General features: G+C 38.2%; 18 protein-coding genes. All 18 read left to right on the top strand.

What is annotated here, in order from left to right:
- The first annotated feature begins 18 nt into the window (after nt 1–18).
- Nucleotides 19–693, top strand: a complete 675-nt coding sequence (gene prsW / locus ACIQ2D_RS00860) for a glutamic-type intramembrane protease PrsW (RefSeq protein ID WP_402857967.1) — start codon at nt 19–21, stop codon at nt 691–693.
- A gap of 154 nt (nt 694–847) precedes the next feature.
- On the top strand, nt 848–1,699 hold the full coding sequence (sleB, locus tag ACIQ2D_RS00855; protein WP_402857964.1) for a spore cortex-lytic enzyme: 852 nt from the start codon (nt 848–850) through the stop codon (nt 1,697–1,699).
- Between the two features lie 15 nt (nt 1,700–1,714).
- Nucleotides 1,715–2,998, top strand: a complete 1,284-nt coding sequence (locus tag ACIQ2D_RS00850; protein ID WP_402857961.1) for a PepSY1/2 domain-containing protein — start codon at nt 1,715–1,717, stop codon at nt 2,996–2,998.
- 85 nt (nt 2,999–3,083) lie between these two features.
- The gene (locus ACIQ2D_RS00845; protein WP_402857958.1) at nt 3,084–3,737 is read left to right on the top strand and encodes a flagellar brake protein; all 654 of its coding nucleotides are present in this window, start codon (nt 3,084–3,086) and stop codon (nt 3,735–3,737) included.
- A gap of 123 nt (nt 3,738–3,860) precedes the next feature.
- On the top strand, nt 3,861–4,535 hold the full coding sequence (gene cmk / locus ACIQ2D_RS00840) for a (d)CMP kinase (protein WP_402857955.1): 675 nt from the start codon (nt 3,861–3,863) through the stop codon (nt 4,533–4,535).
- A 102-nt stretch (nt 4,536–4,637) separates the two neighbouring features.
- The gene (gene rpsA / locus ACIQ2D_RS00835; RefSeq protein WP_402857952.1) at nt 4,638–5,780 is read left to right on the top strand and encodes a 30S ribosomal protein S1; all 1,143 of its coding nucleotides are present in this window, start codon (nt 4,638–4,640) and stop codon (nt 5,778–5,780) included.
- Nucleotides 5,781–6,220: 440 nt separating this feature from the next.
- On the top strand, nt 6,221–7,531 hold the full coding sequence (der, locus tag ACIQ2D_RS00830; protein WP_402857950.1) for a ribosome biogenesis GTPase Der: 1,311 nt from the start codon (nt 6,221–6,223) through the stop codon (nt 7,529–7,531).
- Nucleotides 7,532–7,669: 138 nt separating this feature from the next.
- Complete coding sequence (locus ACIQ2D_RS00825) at nt 7,670–8,686, top strand: NAD(P)H-dependent glycerol-3-phosphate dehydrogenase (protein ID WP_402857947.1); 1,017 nt, start codon at nt 7,670–7,672, stop codon at nt 8,684–8,686.
- 287 nt (nt 8,687–8,973) lie between these two features.
- Entirely contained in the window at nt 8,974–9,186 is a 213-nt protein-coding gene (locus ACIQ2D_RS00820; RefSeq protein ID WP_402857944.1) for a DUF2768 domain-containing protein, read from the top strand.
- A gap of 20 nt (nt 9,187–9,206) precedes the next feature.
- Nucleotides 9,207–10,001 carry a hypothetical protein gene (locus tag ACIQ2D_RS00815; protein ID WP_402857941.1) on the top strand — a complete coding sequence of 265 codons (795 nt, stop codon included), beginning with the start codon at nt 9,207–9,209 and terminating at the stop codon, nt 9,999–10,001.
- A gap of 91 nt (nt 10,002–10,092) precedes the next feature.
- Entirely contained in the window at nt 10,093–11,571 is a 1,479-nt protein-coding gene (gene spoIVA, locus ACIQ2D_RS00810; protein ID WP_402857938.1) for a stage IV sporulation protein A, read from the top strand.
- 198 nt (nt 11,572–11,769) lie between these two features.
- On the top strand, nt 11,770–12,042 hold the full coding sequence (locus ACIQ2D_RS00805) for an HU family DNA-binding protein (RefSeq protein ID WP_053584035.1): 273 nt from the start codon (nt 11,770–11,772) through the stop codon (nt 12,040–12,042).
- Nucleotides 12,043–12,263: 221 nt separating this feature from the next.
- A complete protein-coding gene (gene folE, locus ACIQ2D_RS00800; protein ID WP_402857935.1) occupies nt 12,264–12,833 on the top strand; it encodes a GTP cyclohydrolase I FolE in 570 nt (189 codons plus the stop codon).
- Nucleotides 12,834–12,896: 63 nt separating this feature from the next.
- Nucleotides 12,897–13,115, top strand: a complete 219-nt coding sequence (mtrB, locus tag ACIQ2D_RS00795; protein ID WP_053584033.1) for a trp RNA-binding attenuation protein MtrB — start codon at nt 12,897–12,899, stop codon at nt 13,113–13,115.
- A 121-nt stretch (nt 13,116–13,236) separates the two neighbouring features.
- Nucleotides 13,237–14,001 (top strand): heptaprenyl diphosphate synthase component 1, encoded by a 765-nt coding sequence (locus tag ACIQ2D_RS00790; protein ID WP_402857932.1) that lies wholly within the window; start codon nt 13,237–13,239, stop codon nt 13,999–14,001.
- An 18-nt stretch (nt 14,002–14,019) separates the two neighbouring features.
- Complete coding sequence (locus ACIQ2D_RS00785) at nt 14,020–14,724, top strand: demethylmenaquinone methyltransferase (RefSeq protein ID WP_402857929.1); 705 nt, start codon at nt 14,020–14,022, stop codon at nt 14,722–14,724.
- 19 nt (nt 14,725–14,743) lie between these two features.
- A complete protein-coding gene (gene hepT / locus ACIQ2D_RS00780; RefSeq protein ID WP_402857926.1) occupies nt 14,744–15,718 on the top strand; it encodes a heptaprenyl diphosphate synthase component II in 975 nt (324 codons plus the stop codon).
- An 87-nt stretch (nt 15,719–15,805) separates the two neighbouring features.
- A complete protein-coding gene (gene ndk / locus ACIQ2D_RS00775) occupies nt 15,806–16,222 on the top strand; it encodes a nucleoside-diphosphate kinase (protein ID WP_402857923.1) in 417 nt (138 codons plus the stop codon).
- The last annotated feature ends 154 nt before the right edge of the window (nt 16,223–16,376 follow it).

Here is a 16,376-nt window from a genome sequence, read left to right as displayed (position 1 = left end):
TTGAAAGGGGCCGGCAACATGATCATCCTTTTATCAGCTGCCATTGCTCCCGGTCTAGCGCTATTTAGTTATTTCTATTTGCGCAATCAAATGGCAACGGAGCCAAGAAGAACATTAGTCCATACGTTTTTATATGGTGCATTTTTAACTTTCCCTATTATGTTCTTGCAGTATGTGCTGACAGAAGAAGGGGTTTTTCCAAATGCTTTTTTACAAAATGTCCTCTTTACGAGTACTATTGAAGAATTTTTTAAATTTTTTATCTTATTAATTGCCATTTACAACCATATGGAGTTCGATGATCCATATGACGGCCTTTTATATGGTGCGAGTGTTTCGCTGGGTTTTGCAACGGTTGAGAATGTGTTGTATTTACTGTCGTTCGGTTTAGATACGGCATTTATGCGTGCATTATTACCTGTGTCTAGTCATGCCTTATTTGGTGTCGTGATGGGTTATTATTTCGGAAAGGCGAAGTTTTCGAAGCTCGCAAAAACGAAAGAAATGATTGCGATGGCATTGTGTGCCCCAGTAATTTTGCATATTTTATATAATACAATATTATCATTTAAAGGGCATTGGGTATATTTAATGGTACCTTTTATGATGTTTTTATGGTGGTTTGGCTTGCGAAAAGTAAAGTTGGCACATTATCATCTTGTACAGCATTTGCATATGCATAAGAAAATATAAAAGCGTAGAAATCAAAAAAGGTTTCTGCGCTTTTATCTTTATGGAATTGAAGGAGATATCTCTAAGCTAGATGGAGATATCTCTTTTTCTTATGTAAAAAAAGCGTATAAATTTCTTCAATTGTTTCAAGCTATCTAAAAAAGGAGTGATTGTTGTGCGCTTATTAAGCATGATTTTTAGTTTGGTTTTTGCAATTAGTATCGTCTCAATTCCACAAAATGATGCCATTGCTTTTTCAGAGCAACAAATTTCGCGTGGTGCATATGGAGATGATGTCATTGAATTACAATCTAGATTACAATACTTAGGTTTTTACACAAGTAAGATCGATGGCAAATTTGGCTATAACACTTATTGGGCATTACGAAACTTCCAAGAAAAATTTGGACTTCCGGTTGACGGTATAGCTGGTGCGAAAACAAAGAAAGCTTTAGCGGGTAGATCAGATTATGATGAAAAATGGGTGAAGGCGCAGTTAAATGCGGGCAATAAGTTCACTTATTATGGTGGAAAGCCACTTGATCAACAAGTACAGAAAAATCCGAGTGGTGGTAATACTGCCAATAATAATAAAAATAATAACAATAACAATAACAATAATAAAGGTGGCGGAAGCGGTGGTGGTAAGAATACACAACTTCCACCGAAATATACGGAACGAGATTTACAGCTTCTTGCCAATGCAGTATATGGTGAAGCAAGGGGAGAGCCTTATGAAGGTCAAGTTGCAGTTGCAGCAGTTATTTTAAATCGTATCGAGCATCCTGATTTTCCGAATACAGTTTCAGAAGTTATTTTCCAACCACTTGCTTTTACTGCAGTAGCTGACGGACAAATTTGGTTAGAACCAAATCAACGTGCAAAAGAGGCAGTAATCGATGCAATGAACGGCTGGGATCCTTCAGAAAATGCAATTTATTATTTTAACCCAAAAACAGCAACAAGTAAGTGGATTTGGTCACGACCACAAATAAAAAAAATTGGTGAGCATATTTTCTGCTCATAGATAGGAGGGTATCAGATGAGAACAATGCTCGTTATTTTGTCAGCAGCAGTCCTCGGTTTAGGGATATATAGTATCACTTTGCACAACGACAAGGAAAATCTAGAGCGTACTGTGCATGCACAATACACGGAAAAATTAACGGATGCCTCAGAAAAATTATCATATTTACAAAGAGCTGTGTCACAATCGTTATTGTTTCAAGATGAGACAGCGGTTCATAACGAACTCGATACGATTTGGCGACTAAGTTCAGATGTACGTTCATCGATTTCTAATCTTCCAATCGATGAAGAAATGGCGAGTCAATGGTTGGGTTATTTAGGTAGACTCGGTGAAGAAGCGAAGCAAACTGCGAAAACAGGGGATTATATAGCATGGCGAGAAAAAATGCCGAAAATATCCACCAACCTTCAAGCGCTGTCAGAGGAGTGGACAAATGCAACTACAGACTTTTATAAGCAAGATGGAAAAGTAGATGTGTGGATGAAGCATGTAGCTAGCAAGGAGCCAAATACTTCATTTGATAATGTGAAAAAGAGCTTGAAGGATTACGGAGAAAGTGATTTCCCACTAACTTTAAGCGAATCCGATTGGCAGAAAAAAGTAGAGCTTGAAGCATTACAAGATTCACTTATTACGGAAAAAGAAGCGTTAGAAAAAGTGAAGACGTTATTCCCAATGATTAAAGATGCTACGTTCACGGTGACGAAAAGCAATGACAGTGCACCGTATCCATTTTATCATGTTCAATTCCATCAAGGCATTCGTCTTGGTTACGCTGATTTAACTGAAAAAGGCGGACATTTACTTTCTTATTTAGTAGAGCGACCTGTTGATGAGGCGAAACTTTCACAAGATCAAGTTATCAAAAAAGCAGAAGAGCATTTAAAGAAACTGGATATTACTGATGTGGCATTTGTTGAGTCACGTGAAAATCATTTAGCGTGGCATGTAACCTTTGCACGTGTCAATCCGAGTGACAAAGCTTTAATCTATGCGGATGGTGTGCAACTGAAAATTGCAAAAGACACGGGCGAATTACTTGGAGCAAATACGATGGAATATATCCAAGCGGAAACGATCAAACCTCAAACTGCAAAACCAATCGATTGGAACACATTTTTCCAAGATGATGTGCGTGTAGAAGAAGTGAAAAAAATCTATACGGATAATGGACAATTTGATCAGAGACTATGCTATCAAGTGATTGCGGTTCGTGGTGGAAAAACTTCTGAAACCTTCCGAGTTGTCATTGATGCTGAAAATCATAATGTACTAAAAGTGGAATATTTATCTTAAGGAGCAGAAAAGCTTCCAGATAATATAGCAAAAATTTGTATCTCATGCGATAATGAAATTATATTTTTCGTTCGGGGAGATGCGCATGGATATTAAAATTGGTACATTATTACAGTTGGAGACTACTTATAGTAAGCGAATTGAAAAATTTCGCTGTAAAGTGGTTGAGCAAAAAGATAATATCATTTATATTGATTATCCAATAAATGAGGTAACGAAGAAAACTGCCTTCCTTATAGATGGAACAGAATTTAGAGCAACCTTTCAAACGGAGGATAAACAAGCATTTGCTTTTAATACACAAGTAATGGGACGAAAGAGTGGCAATATTCCAATGATCATGTTGTCATGTCCGGAGGATTCGGAGTTCATTAAAATTCAACGTCGTGAATATGTGCGTGTGGAAACACCTGTCGATGTTGCGTTACGAATTGGTGATTACAAATATCAATTTGTAGCAGAAGATATTAGTGCTGGAGGGTTGGCGCTAATTTTAAAGGACTCAGTTAAGTTCAAAGATGGAGATGATGTTGAATTAACAATTGTTTTACCTTTCTCTAACGGAGAGATAAATTATGTTGTGACAAATGCATCCATCGTAAGAATTTTTGAAAGAGATAACATGAAAATTGCAACTATTCGTTTAACAGATACAGATGATATTGATCAACAACACATTGTTCGTTTCTGTTTTGAACGTCAACTAATAAATCGCAAAAAAGACTTGAATCCTTTATGACTAGTTTCAGCACTTTGGGATGAAGCTATAAAGTATCTTACAGCGCTAAAAAGCCCTCTTTTCAAAGAGGGCTTTTTGTTATTTCTGTGATACAATATTCAATGATAGAAAGTGGGGAATCGTATGAAAAAAAACATTCAAATTGCCATTGATGGTCCAGCAGGTGCTGGCAAGAGTACAATCGCAAAAATTGTCGCAGAAACACTTGGTTTCACTTATATAGATACAGGTGCAATGTATCGTGCGGTTACGTATAAAGCGTTGAAACAAAACATACATTTAGATGATGAAACAAAATTAGCTGAAATGTTAGCAGAGAGTACGATTGATTTGAAGCCCTCAGAGCAAGGACAACTTGTCTTTTTAGATGGGGAAAATGTGTCTGCAGAAATTCGTTCAAATGAAGTAACTTCATCCGTTTCACAGGTAGCAGCACATGCAAGAGTACGTGAGCTACTAGTGGCAGAGCAGCAAAAGTTAGCTGCAAATGGCAGCGTAGTCATGGATGGTCGTGATATTGCCACACATGTGTTAAAAGATGCAGAATTAAAAATTTTCATGTCTGCAACGGTGGAAGAACGTGCAAAGCGTCGATTCATCGACAATGAAAAACGTGGCATTGCGTCTTCTATTGAGACATTACAAGAAGAAATTGCGCTACGTGACAAAATGGACAGCGAACGTGAGGCATCACCACTGATTCAAGCAGAAGATGCATTATTCTTAGACACAACTGATTTATCAATCGATGAAGCGGCTCAGGCCATTTTGAAATTAGCAGAAGAAAAAATGGCTTAAATGCTAAAATTACAGACAATTTTTAGAATTTAAGGATTAATTTTTGTTTTTGTCATCAATATCGAATAAAATAGAAATTGAAGATGCGAAGGAGGGTTACATATGTCTGAAGAAATGAACTATACGGAAAACAAAACGTTTCAAGAAGGTGATATCGTCAAAGGTATTGCTGAGAAAGTGGATGAAAAAGCAGTAACTGTTTCAATTCCGGGTGCTCCATTTGATGGAATTGTACCAATTAGTGAGTTATCTAGCCTACACATTGAAAAAGCTTCTGATGCAATCTCCGTTGGGGATGAATTAGAATTGATGATTACAAAAGTTGAAGAAGAAAACTATGTATTATCAAAGCGTAAAGTAGATGCCTTAAAAGCATGGGACACACTTGAACAACAATTTGCTGCGGAAGAAATATTTGAAGCAGAAGTAAAGGATATTGTAAAAGGTGGACTCGTGGTCGATTTAGGAGTACGTGGCTTCGTTCCAGCATCCTTAGTAGAAGATTATTTTGTAGATGATTTTGAAGGCTATAAAGGTCAATCATTATCTTTTAAAATTGTTGAGTTAGATAAAGAGAAGAATCGCTTAATCTTATCTCATCGTGCAGTAGTAGAAGAGGAAAAAGCCTCTCAAAAGAAAAAAGTGATTAATCAGATTCATCCTGGCGATGTTTTAGATGGCAAAGTACAGCGTATTGCAGCATTTGGTGCATTTATTGATCTTGGAGGCATCGACGGACTTGTGCATATTTCACAAGTGTCGCATGAGCATGTAAGTGATGTAAGCGAGGTTTTAGCAGTTGGACAAGATGTAAAGGTAAAAGTTCTTTCTGTTGATCCTGCAAATGAGCGTATTTCTTTATCAATTAAAGAAACACTACCTGGACCTTGGGCAAATATCGAAGAGCGTGCGGCAAAAGGTGCTGTGCTTGACGGTAAAGTGAAGCGTTTAACATCATTTGGCGCATTTGTAGAGGTATTCCCAGGTGTGGAAGGCTTAGTGCATATTTCACAAATCGCACATAAGCATATCAACACGCCACATGAAGTACTAAAAGAAGGTCAAGCGGTACAAGTAAAGGTGCTTGAAGTTAATGCCGATGAAGGTCGTTTAGCACTTAGCATTAAAGAATTACTTGAAAATCCTGATGCTGAAGAAATCATTGATTATGAATTACCTGTAGAAACAACAGGCTTCTCGTTCAGTGACGTAATTGGCGATCAATTGAAAAACTTTAATAAATAATTAATTTTGATGAGACGGGGATGCGTAATGTATCCTCGTCTTTTTTGTGGTATAAGATTTTGGTGAAGAAAAGTGGAATAATGGAATGTTGTGGTTCGTCACCGAAAGTCGGGATCGTATTGGGTTTGAAATGTATTGATACTATAATGATTGTTGATTGGAGTGGAGGCTGGGCGACTCCTGGGGGATCAGCGTCTTAGATGAGACCCTGGAGCGAGCTTGCGAGTAAAGCGGCTCATCAGACGCCCCCGGAAAGCGCACAGCCGGAACGGAAATCAACCTCAGGATATGAGCAGCTATTACTTCATTTTTGGCAGGAATTCATGACTTATTTTTGCGCAAACTGTTAATTCAGGAAGCATGAGTGCTATTTCTTATGATATAATGTCATTTTTCGTGTATAATAGCGAAAGACAAGAAGTTGGAAGGATGAAGTACAGATGACGAAACCAGTAGTAGCCATCGTAGGTCGTCCGAACGTAGGTAAGTCGACGATTTTTAATCGTATCGTAGGTGAACGTGTATCGATCGTGGAAGATATTCCAGGGGTAACACGTGACCGTATTTATAGTTCGGCAGAGTGGTTAACACATGACTTTAATATTATTGATACAGGCGGTATTGAGATTGGAGACGAGCCGTTTTTAGAACAAATTCGTCAACAAGCTGAGATCGCTATTGAAGAAGCGGATGTAATTATTTTCATGACGAATGGTCGTGAAGGGGTAACAGCTGCAGATGAACAAGTTGCAAAAATTTTATACAAAACTAAAAAGCCTGTCGTTTTAGCAGTAAACAAAGTTGATAACCCAGACATGCGCGAAATGATTTATGATTTCTACTCACTTGGCTTTGGTGAACCTTGGCCGATTTCAGGTTCTCACGGTTTAGGTTTAGGGGATTTACTAGACGAATGTGCGAAGCATTTCCCACAAGAAGACGAAGAACAATATGGTGATGATGTTATTAAATTCTCACTAATTGGTCGTCCAAATGTAGGGAAATCATCATTAGTAAATGCCTTCTTAGGCCAAGACCGTGTTATCGTGAGTGATATTGCCGGGACAACTCGTGATGCTATCGATACACCTTATGTATACGATGATCAAGAATACGTGATTATCGATACAGCGGGTATGCGTAAGAAAGGGAAAGTGTACGAAACGACTGAGAAATATTCAGTGTTACGTGCCTTACGTGCTATCGAACGCTCAGACGTTGTTTTAGTTGTTTTGAATGCTGAAGAAGGTATTCAAGAACAGGATAAAAAAATTGCAGGTTATGCACATGAAGCGGGTAAAGCTATTGTTATCGTCGTAAACAAATGGGATACTATTGAAAAAGACGAAAAAACAATGAATTTCTACACGCAGCAAATTCGTGAGCATTTCTTATTCTTAGATTACGCGCCAATTATTTTCGTATCAGCGAATACAAAACAACGTGTACATCAAATTTTACCGATTATCCAACGTGTAAGTGAAAACCATGCAATGCGTATTCAATCATCTATTTTAAATGAAGTGATTGAAGATTCAGTAGCGCGTAATCCTGCACCGACAGATAAAGGTCGCCGTTTACGTCTATACTATGCAACACAAGTGGCAATCAAACCGCCAACATTTGTTGTATTTGTAAATGAAACAGAGCTTATGCACTTCTCATACGAACGTTTCTTAGAAAACCGTATTCGTGAAACATTTGACTTTGAAGGTACGCCAATCCGTTTAATTACACGTGCGCGTGCTTAATCAATAGCATAGTTACAAATGAAGTACGTCAACCCGATTATAATGGGGTGACGTACTTTTGAGTAAAATTTTCGAAAAATTATATAAAATAAGTTCCTCGTTATAAAAACGAAGGTAACCCACAAAGGGGGATTTTTGATGGAACGTGTTTGTGTGTTAGGGGCAGGCTCTTGGGGCTCTGCATTAGCGATGGTACTCGCTGAGAATGGGCATGATACACTGGTATGGACACATCGAGCCGACCAAGCAGATGAAATTAATGAAAAGCATACCAATAAAACATATTTGCCTGAAACAGTATTACCAACAAATTTACGCGCTACAAGTGATATTGCAGAAGCTGTTGCACATTCGGAAACGATTGTTGTAGCTGTTCCGACAAAAGCAATTCGTGAAGTATGCGAAAAGATGGTGGCAACACTTGATAAGAAAGTGTTGTTTGTCCATGTATCAAAAGGAATTGAGCCTGATTCATTAAAACGTATATCTGAAATTTTAGCAGAAAGCTTACCTGCAGAATTTGTAGAAGAAATCGTTGTTTTATCAGGGCCTAGTCACGCAGAGGAAGTCGTGCAACATCATCCTACTACGATTACAGCTGCTTGTGCGAATTTAGCGGCTGCTGAAAAAGTGCAAGATTTATTTATGAGCCAATATTTCCGTGTGTATACCAATGAAGACATCATTGGTGTTGAAATTGGTGGCGCATTGAAAAATGTTATTGCCCTAGCTGCCGGGATTACTGATGGCTTAAATTACGGTGATAATGCGAAGGCGGCACTTATTACACGTGGACTCGCTGAAATTACCCGTCTTGGCGTGAAAATGGGCGGCAATCCGTTTACGTTTTCGGGCTTAACAGGCATGGGTGATTTAATTGTTACGTGTACAAGTGTGCATTCTCGTAACTGGCGTGCTGGCAATATGCTTGGAAAAGGTATGAAGCAACAGGAAGTACTTGAGCAAATGGGTATGGTGGTTGAAGGTGTACGTACAACGAAGGCCGCTTATCAATTAGCAGAAAAGTATGATGTGGCGATGCCGATTTCAACAGCGCTATATGGTGTACTCTTTAATGATGTCGAGCCAAAAGAGGCTGTCGATGCATTGATGATGCGTGTGAAAAAACGAGAAATTGATGAAATGATGCAATAAGAGTGTATAGCCTCTTGTAGATGTTTTAGCATCAACAAGTTTAATTATTTCGCCGTAAAATGGACACAAACAGAAGGCTCTGAAAAGGTCCTTCTGTTCTTTTTTATGTCTAGCATAGTATAATATACGTTGATTACATAAAGTTATAGATTCCAGCGGATGTCATAGATTTTGAATGGAGCCAATTGTGGCTAAATTATTCAAAAATCTGGACGGATATTTAGTTGGACGAAATTACGCCGAAGCGTAATTGAAATGTGAAGTATAGGGAAAGGTGGTTGTCCATTATGGGTCCTTTATCGCATATGCATGCGCTGGATATTATGTGGGTTTCTTTTTATTGTATAGGTTTTATGATTGTATCTGTCGGTTTAATTTATTTAGGTCGACATAAAATTTCCAATGGCTTTCTTCGTACCATAGTGAATTTAATTGCATACATACTGTTTGGACTTGGCACATTTTTAATGGTGCTCGTTGTTGCCACATGGCCTGCTTAAAATGAAGGGGAGTAAGTAACATGAAAAAATTTAGCGCTTTACTTTTGATGGCGATCGTAGCGATATTAATGGTGGGTTGTGCATCTTCAGAAGAAGAAAAAATCGTCCAACAAATGCCAGACGTTGATCAACTTGCAGCTGTGCAACGTGCTGTAAATGAATACCGTGAGGATACGGGAGGACTTGTTCCGATTAAAACGAGCGATATGGATACGGATATTTTTATTAAATACTTGATTGACTTTGAAAAGTTAATACCAAAATATATTGCGCAAATTCCTGGAAATGCTTATGAAAAAGGTGGTATTTTCCAATATATTATTTGGGATCCTGAAAATACTGCTGCAGTAAAACTAGTTGATTTAAATGCAGCTGAGCGTATACGCGAGATTAATATTCGTAAAATGGGTATGAATTTTTTACCAACGATAGGTGAGATTTCTGATTTTGTCTACCAAATTAACTTTGAAAAACTAGGCTTTAAACCAGATAAAACCGTGAAAAGCCCTTATTCTGGAGCAGAATTACCAATAGTTATGACGGGTGATGGCGAATTGCACGTAGACTATTCGATTGATTTAAATCAACTGTTAAAAGAAGACAAACCAGATGTAAAGCCAGGCGAGGATATTCGTCACTTACTTGTCGATAAATACCCAGTTGTGCCAGCATACTCAGTTCCTTATACAGTCGATGAAAACGGTGAACCAACTTATATGATGGATGTCTATATGGCAGAAGCAGAAAAGAAAAAGGAAGCAGCTAAAAAAGCAGCACAAGAAGCGGCCAAAGAAGCTGCTGATGAATCTAAATAAAAAAAGCTCCTCACATTTGTGAGGAGCTTTTTTCATATCTGCAACTTCATTCGCATATAGTGAAAAAGCGTAGATAAAGGAGGCAGAAACCTTGAGTGAAGCGGTATTTAGAGAGATTGCAGAGCGCACAAATGGCGATGTTTATATTGGTGTAGTCGGTCCAGTACGAGTAGGGAAATCAACATTTGTAAAAAAAGTAATGGAGTCTGTTGTGTTACCGAATATTGTGGATGACACGGAAAGAATGCGCGCACAGGACGAGCTGCCACAAAGTTCGCCGGGGCCAGTTATTATGACAGCTGAGCCGAAATTTGTGCCTGCCCAAGCAACTCGAATTGCTGTTGGGGACGATGAGATGACGTTCCAAATTCGTCTTGCAGATTGTGTCGGCTATGTTATCGAAGGTACGAAAGGCTATGAGGATGAAAATGGTCCTAAATATGTGCATACACCATGGCATACTGAGCCGATTCCATTCCAAGAAGCGGCGAAAATTGGTACTGATAAAGTCATCCGTGATCATGCCAATATTGGTATTGTAGTAACTACAGATGGTACAGTAAATGGGATTCAGCGAAGAGCTGCAGAAAAAGCGGAAGAAGAAATTGTGGCTCAATTAAAAGAAATTGGAAAACCATTTGTAATTGTTTTAAATTGCCAAATGCCGGCGAGAGAAGAAACAGTACAGCTTCGCAATGAATTAATCGAACGTTATAATGTGCCTGTTATTCCAGTTGCGATTGATCAAATGCGCGTAGCGGATATTCAGTACATTTTACAAGAAGCACTGTTTGAATTTCCGATTCGAACAATTGAAGTAGAGAAGCCAGATTGGTTAGATGTATTAGATGCATCTCATCCGTTAAATGTAGCACTAGTTGATTCAATGGAAGATGTACTGTCTTCGGTCATGAAAATTCGTGATGTACAACAAGCATCAGATGCATTTAAGGAAATTGATTTCATTGCTTCTAGTGAGGTCGTGAATGTGGATTCTGGGATTGGTACAGCTGTTATTCGTGTAGCCTTACAAAGTGATCTTTATAAGGCAGTATGTAATGAGTGGTTAGATGAGCCGATTGAAACGAAGCGAGACTGGCTTCTATTCATTAAGGAGGCTGCAGAAGCTAAAGAAGCCCAATTGCGCTTTAGAGAGGCGATTAATGATGCAAGAGAGGGTGGCTATGGTGTTACATTGCCGATGATACAGGAGTTTGAGCCTACAGCACCAGAACTAATAAAACAAAATAATTTCTTTGGGGTGCGCATGAAGGCAAATGCACCGTCCTATCATATTATCCGCATAGATATGGAATCGGAATTCGCACCGCTCATTGGATCGGAATTCCATAGTCAGCAATTGTTAAAAGACTTAAATCATGCGTATTTACATGACCGTGATGCGTTATGGCAAACACAACTTTTTGGTACGCCGTTACATGAAGTGATAAAAGAAGGTATTCGTTATAAAATGAATGCAGTTCCAGATACTGCTAAAAAACGCATGCGTCAAACGATTGGTCGTATGGTAAATGAGGGTGAAAGAGGGTTAGTAACCTTTATATTGTAAAAAAGATAATTAAATTAAATATCGAAAAAACTGTGCAGGACTTCACATTTCTATGTGAAAAGTCCTGTTATTTCTGTTTTTTGGGTAAAAAATATATTTTTTGGGTATAATCATGGAGGAATACAGTTGCGTAGCGGTTTTCTATATGTTATTGTTTTTACAGATTGATTCATGACCCTTTGAGAGGAGGTGAATGGTGTGAATAAAACAGAATTAGTAAACTCTGTTGCTGAAGCTGCAGGTCTTTCTAAAAAAGACGCTTCTAAAGCAGTTGAAGCTGTATTTGATACAATTCAAGATGCTCTTGCAAAGGGTGACAAAGTACAATTAATCGGTTTTGGTAACTTCGAAGTGCGTGAACGTGCGGCTCGTAAAGGTCGTAACCCACAAACTGGTATGGAAATCGAGATTGCTGCTAGCAAGGTACCTGCTTTTAAGCCAGGCAAAGCGCTTAAGGATGCTGTAAAATAATACGCGTCTAGTAGTTACATAGAGCAGCCTTCATGTTAACGAACATGAAGGCTGCTCTTTTTGATGTTTTAACCTTGATACATAGAAAATAAACTAGAAATTACTTGAGATATGTTGAATTTTGTTTTGATGAGGTAAGCTGTTTTGCGCTTGCTTATGTGATATGCTACGATGCAAAGAGAAAAAGTGTAATGTTTTGAACCGCAGGAGGGTTTTTAAGAATGTCGAATGTTGATTTAAAGAAAATAGAGGAAGCAGTAAAAATGATATTAGAGGCAGTTGGTGAAGATGTAGACCGTGAAGGCTTATTAGATACACCAAAACGAGTAGCGAAAATGTACGCAGAAATGTTTAGTGGCTTACATGAAGATGCGAAGGATTATTTTAAGACGGTATTCCATGAAGATCATGAGGAATTAGTGCTAGTGAAAGATATTCCATTTTATTCAATGTGTGAGCATCATCTAGTACCATTTTACGGGAAAGCGCATGTGGCATACATACCAGAAGACGGGGTTGTTGCTGGACTTAGTAAATTAGGACGCGCAGTAGAAACAATTGCACGCCGACCACAATTACAAGAGCGTATTACTTCATCAGTTGCCGATACAATCATGGAAATGCTTTCACCTAAAGGTGTATATGTAGTGATTGAGGCTGAACATATGTGTATGACAATGCGTGGACTTAAAAAACCTGGTGCCAAAACAATTACATCTGTTGCGCGTGGCGTTTACGCGGAAGATGAAATAAAACGACGTGAAGTATTGTCATTTATTCAAATGTCTTAAATTACAGGTCTTATTATGTTATGATGTACAAAGAATTTGTCGGATTTAAGGAGCGTAAAAACTATGGCACAAGATTATATAGTTATTCAAGCAGAGGAAGATGGCGTGCATGTAATTGGCTTAACACGCGGTACAGATACGAAATTCCATCACTCTGAAAAATTAGATGCTGGTGAAGTAATGATTGCACAATTTACAGAGCATACATCTGCAATGAAGATTCGTGGTAAAGCACAAATCCATACAGGGCATGGCGTTATCCACAGCGAAGCGAAAAAGTAAAGCGCATAAAAAGAGAAAACTTTTTTATTCCAAATCGTTGCTTATGCTATAATGACACAGTAAGCGAGCGTTAGGTCATGCGAATGATAGACGTATTTGAAAGTGAAATGGAGAAAGGTCTATGGATGCAACATACATTCAAAATTCAATTGCACAGCTAAAAACAGATATTTTCATAGATGTTCGTCATAGAACTTTGCAAAAGTACACGGGGGATCCTGTGCTCGATGAAAATCAATTGTTTTACTTGTTAATACCTTTCTTTAATGGGGAAGAGTGGCAACAAGAGCAAACAGAAGCTGCAATTACAGTAGGTATTGTGTACGCAGCACTTGCGGCACATGATCATATAAAAGAATTAGATGCCACTTCAAAAGACCAACAGTTAACAGTGTTAGCAGGTGACTTTTATAGTGGCCGTTATTATGAGATTTTAGCATCGTCAGGAAATGTCGGATTAATTCGAAGTTTGTCTCAAGGCATTGCGGCACGATGTGAACATCAAATAAAAGTGTATGAACAAGAGGAACGTACGGTTGAACAATGGTTTGCTGCAGTAGAAAATATTGAAGCAGGCTTAATTGCTCAGTTTTTCAACCTTTATGCATTTGGGCACTATATAACGTTGGTAGAGAAAAGTTTACTCCTCCTCCGCTTGGAACGAGAAATGGCAGCACATCAGAACGGACAAGGATCGTTGCTTAATATATATATTGAAAAAAGTGCTATACTTGAAGGCACGACGTATGACATTGTCATGCAAAATAAAATTGTGCAATTAAAAACAGAGCTATTGCAAGAAATTAAACAATCTTCATTTTTACAGCAAGATATAAAGCAGGCTTTGCAGGCACGTGTAGAGGCGAACTTGGTTTCTACTAACTGATAAGAGGGGTTTGACAAGATGGCTAAATCGAAAGAAGAACACGTACACGAAGTATTTGAAAATATTTCGGAAAGCTACGACAAGATGAATGGGGTTATCAGCTTCCAAATGCATGTCGGCTGGCGCAATGATACGATGAAGCGTATGGACGTGAAACCTGGCTCAAAGGCTTTGGATGTTTGTTGTGGTACTGCGGATTGGACAATTGCATTAGCAGAGGCAGTCGGGGAAACAGGGGAAGTTAAGGGCCTCGATTTCAGTAAGAATATGTTGAAAGTTGGAGAGGACAAGGTGAAGCCTTATCCACAAATCGAGCTTTTACATGGCAATGCAATGGAATTACCGTTTCCTGATAATACATTTGATTATGTCACAATTGGCTTTGGGCTTCGTAATGTACCTGATTATTTACAAGTGTTAAAAGAAATGCAACGTGTTGTAAAACCGGGCGGAATGGTCGTTTGTTTAGAAACATCACAATCTGAAATTCCAGGCTATCGACAATTATTCCGATTTTATTTTAAATATATTATGCCGATATTCGGTAGAATCTTTGCGAAGAGCTATAAAGAATATTCTTGGTTACAAGAATCGGCAAATGATTTCCCAGGCATGAAGAAATTAGCGACAATGTTTGGACAAGCAGGTTTAGAAAAAGTAACGTATAAAGCATACAGCGGTGGTGCAGCAGCAATGCATATGGGCTTTAAAAAAGTACGTTAATGGGGGAAGGTTTTCACGCGTGGAAAAGATGAAGTTAAAACTACTCTATTCTGATTTGAAATCAGATTTAGATGTCATCGAAAAAGAATTAGAAACAGCGGTGAACTCGTCTTCACATTTGATTAATGATGCTTCTCTCCATTTATTACAAGCTGGTGGCAAACGGATTCGACCAATTTTTGTGTTACTTGGCGCAAAATTTGGCGACTACCAAATCGATAAAATAAAAGATGTCGCAGTTCCGTTAGAGCTTATTCATATGGCATCCCTTGTACATGATGATGTGATTGACGATTCGGATATGCGAAGAGGTCGCCCAACCGTCAAATCACAGTGGAATAACCGAGTAGCGATGTACACGGGCGATTTTATTTTTGCGCGTGCACTTGAATATATTACAAAGCTTGAAGACCCACTCGTTCATCAAATTTTAGCGCGAACAATGGTAGAAATTTGTAACGGTGAAGTCATTCAAATTGAAGATAAATACAGACTTAATCAAGGTTTGAAAGATTATTTCAGACGTATTAAACGAAAAACTGCATTATTGATTTCTTCTAGTTGTGAACTTGGTGCAGTCGCTGCAGGTGTAGATAAAAAAACTGTCAATCATTTAAAGCGCTTCGGCTATTTTGTTGGCATGAGTTTCCAAATTATAGATGATATTTTAGATATTGTAGCAACCGATAAAGAACTTGGAAAGCCTGCGGGTAGCGATTTATTGCAAGGGAATATAACTTTACCTATATTGCTGTTAAAGGATGACCCAAACATGCAGCCGTATTTAACAAAGGTGTTTGCAGGCACATTAACAGAGCCTGAACGTCAAGAAATGTTGAAATATGTGCGTAAATCAGATGCTATCAAGCAAGCCAATATTATGAGTGACAAGTACTTGAAAAAAGCATTAAAAGAGATTGATGCGTTACCAAAACATCCCGTAAAGAAAAAGCTTCGAGATATCGCTTTAGTTATGGGAAAACGTAAATTTTAGCTTTTTGTTGTACATTTGCTCATAGTTTGTTAATATTTATCGGTAGGTGAAAAACCTGTTAGACGAATTTAAGGAGTGTTTTATAACATGGCAATCGAACAAACATTTTTAATGGTTAAACCAGACGGCGTAGAACGTCAAGTAATTGGTGATATCGTAGATCGCTTTGAGCGTCGCGGTTTCGTACTAAAAGGTGCTAAATTAATGGTAATTCCAACTGAATTAGCAGAAAAGCACTATGCTGAGCACTCTGAACGTCCATTCTTCGGTGAATTAGTAGAATTCATCACTTCTGGTCCAGTATTCGCTATGGTATGGGAAGGCGAAAACGTAATTAAACTTGCTCGTACTATGATGGGCGCAACTAAACCAGAAGAATCTAACCCAGGTACAATCCGTGGTGACTACGCTACAACAGTATCTCACAACATCATCCACGGTTCTGACTCTTTAGCTTCTGCTGAACGCGAAATCGGTTTATTCTTTGGCGAAGATTTAGTTTAATCTGAATCTACTTAAAAGTATAGATGAACATAAACAACTATCGTTTTTTATAGCGATAGTTGTTTTTTTATTTCAAAATACATAGTGTTATAAGAATATCTTTCTATTTTTAGAATTGTTAGAAAATTTTGTTTATAGTACAATTAAATTCTTA

The organism is Lysinibacillus sp. NPDC097287, from assembly GCF_044761695.1.
Classification (GTDB): domain Bacteria; phylum Bacillota; class Bacilli; order Bacillales_A; family Planococcaceae; genus Lysinibacillus.
Note: the sequence above shows the minus strand (reverse complement) of the source record. Positions and strands in the feature narration are given on the sequence as shown.

What these genes read in the sequence shown, in the direction of transcription:
- prsW (WP_402857967.1), top strand. Translation starts at nt 19, where the DNA reads ATGATCATCCTTTTATCAGCTGCCATTGCTCCCGGTCTAGCGCTATTT.
- ACIQ2D_RS00850 (WP_402857961.1), top strand. Translation starts at nt 1,715, where the DNA reads ATGAGAACAATGCTCGTTATTTTGTCAGCAGCAGTCCTCGGTTTAGGG.
- ACIQ2D_RS00845 (WP_402857958.1), top strand. Translation starts at nt 3,084, where the DNA reads ATGGATATTAAAATTGGTACATTATTACAGTTGGAGACTACTTATAGT.
- cmk (WP_402857955.1), top strand. Translation starts at nt 3,861, where the DNA reads ATGAAAAAAAACATTCAAATTGCCATTGATGGTCCAGCAGGTGCTGGC.
- rpsA (WP_402857952.1), top strand. Translation starts at nt 4,638, where the DNA reads ATGTCTGAAGAAATGAACTATACGGAAAACAAAACGTTTCAAGAAGGT.
- der (WP_402857950.1), top strand. Translation starts at nt 6,221, where the DNA reads ATGACGAAACCAGTAGTAGCCATCGTAGGTCGTCCGAACGTAGGTAAG.
- ACIQ2D_RS00825 (WP_402857947.1), top strand. Translation starts at nt 7,670, where the DNA reads ATGGAACGTGTTTGTGTGTTAGGGGCAGGCTCTTGGGGCTCTGCATTA.
- ACIQ2D_RS00820 (WP_402857944.1), top strand. Translation starts at nt 8,974, where the DNA reads ATGGGTCCTTTATCGCATATGCATGCGCTGGATATTATGTGGGTTTCT.
- ACIQ2D_RS00815 (WP_402857941.1), top strand. Translation starts at nt 9,207, where the DNA reads ATGAAAAAATTTAGCGCTTTACTTTTGATGGCGATCGTAGCGATATTA.
- folE (WP_402857935.1), top strand. Translation starts at nt 12,264, where the DNA reads ATGTCGAATGTTGATTTAAAGAAAATAGAGGAAGCAGTAAAAATGATA.
- mtrB (WP_053584033.1), top strand. Translation starts at nt 12,897, where the DNA reads ATGGCACAAGATTATATAGTTATTCAAGCAGAGGAAGATGGCGTGCAT.
- ACIQ2D_RS00790 (WP_402857932.1), top strand. Translation starts at nt 13,237, where the DNA reads ATGGATGCAACATACATTCAAAATTCAATTGCACAGCTAAAAACAGAT.
- ACIQ2D_RS00785 (WP_402857929.1), top strand. Translation starts at nt 14,020, where the DNA reads ATGGCTAAATCGAAAGAAGAACACGTACACGAAGTATTTGAAAATATT.
- ndk (WP_402857923.1), top strand. Translation starts at nt 15,806, where the DNA reads ATGGCAATCGAACAAACATTTTTAATGGTTAAACCAGACGGCGTAGAA.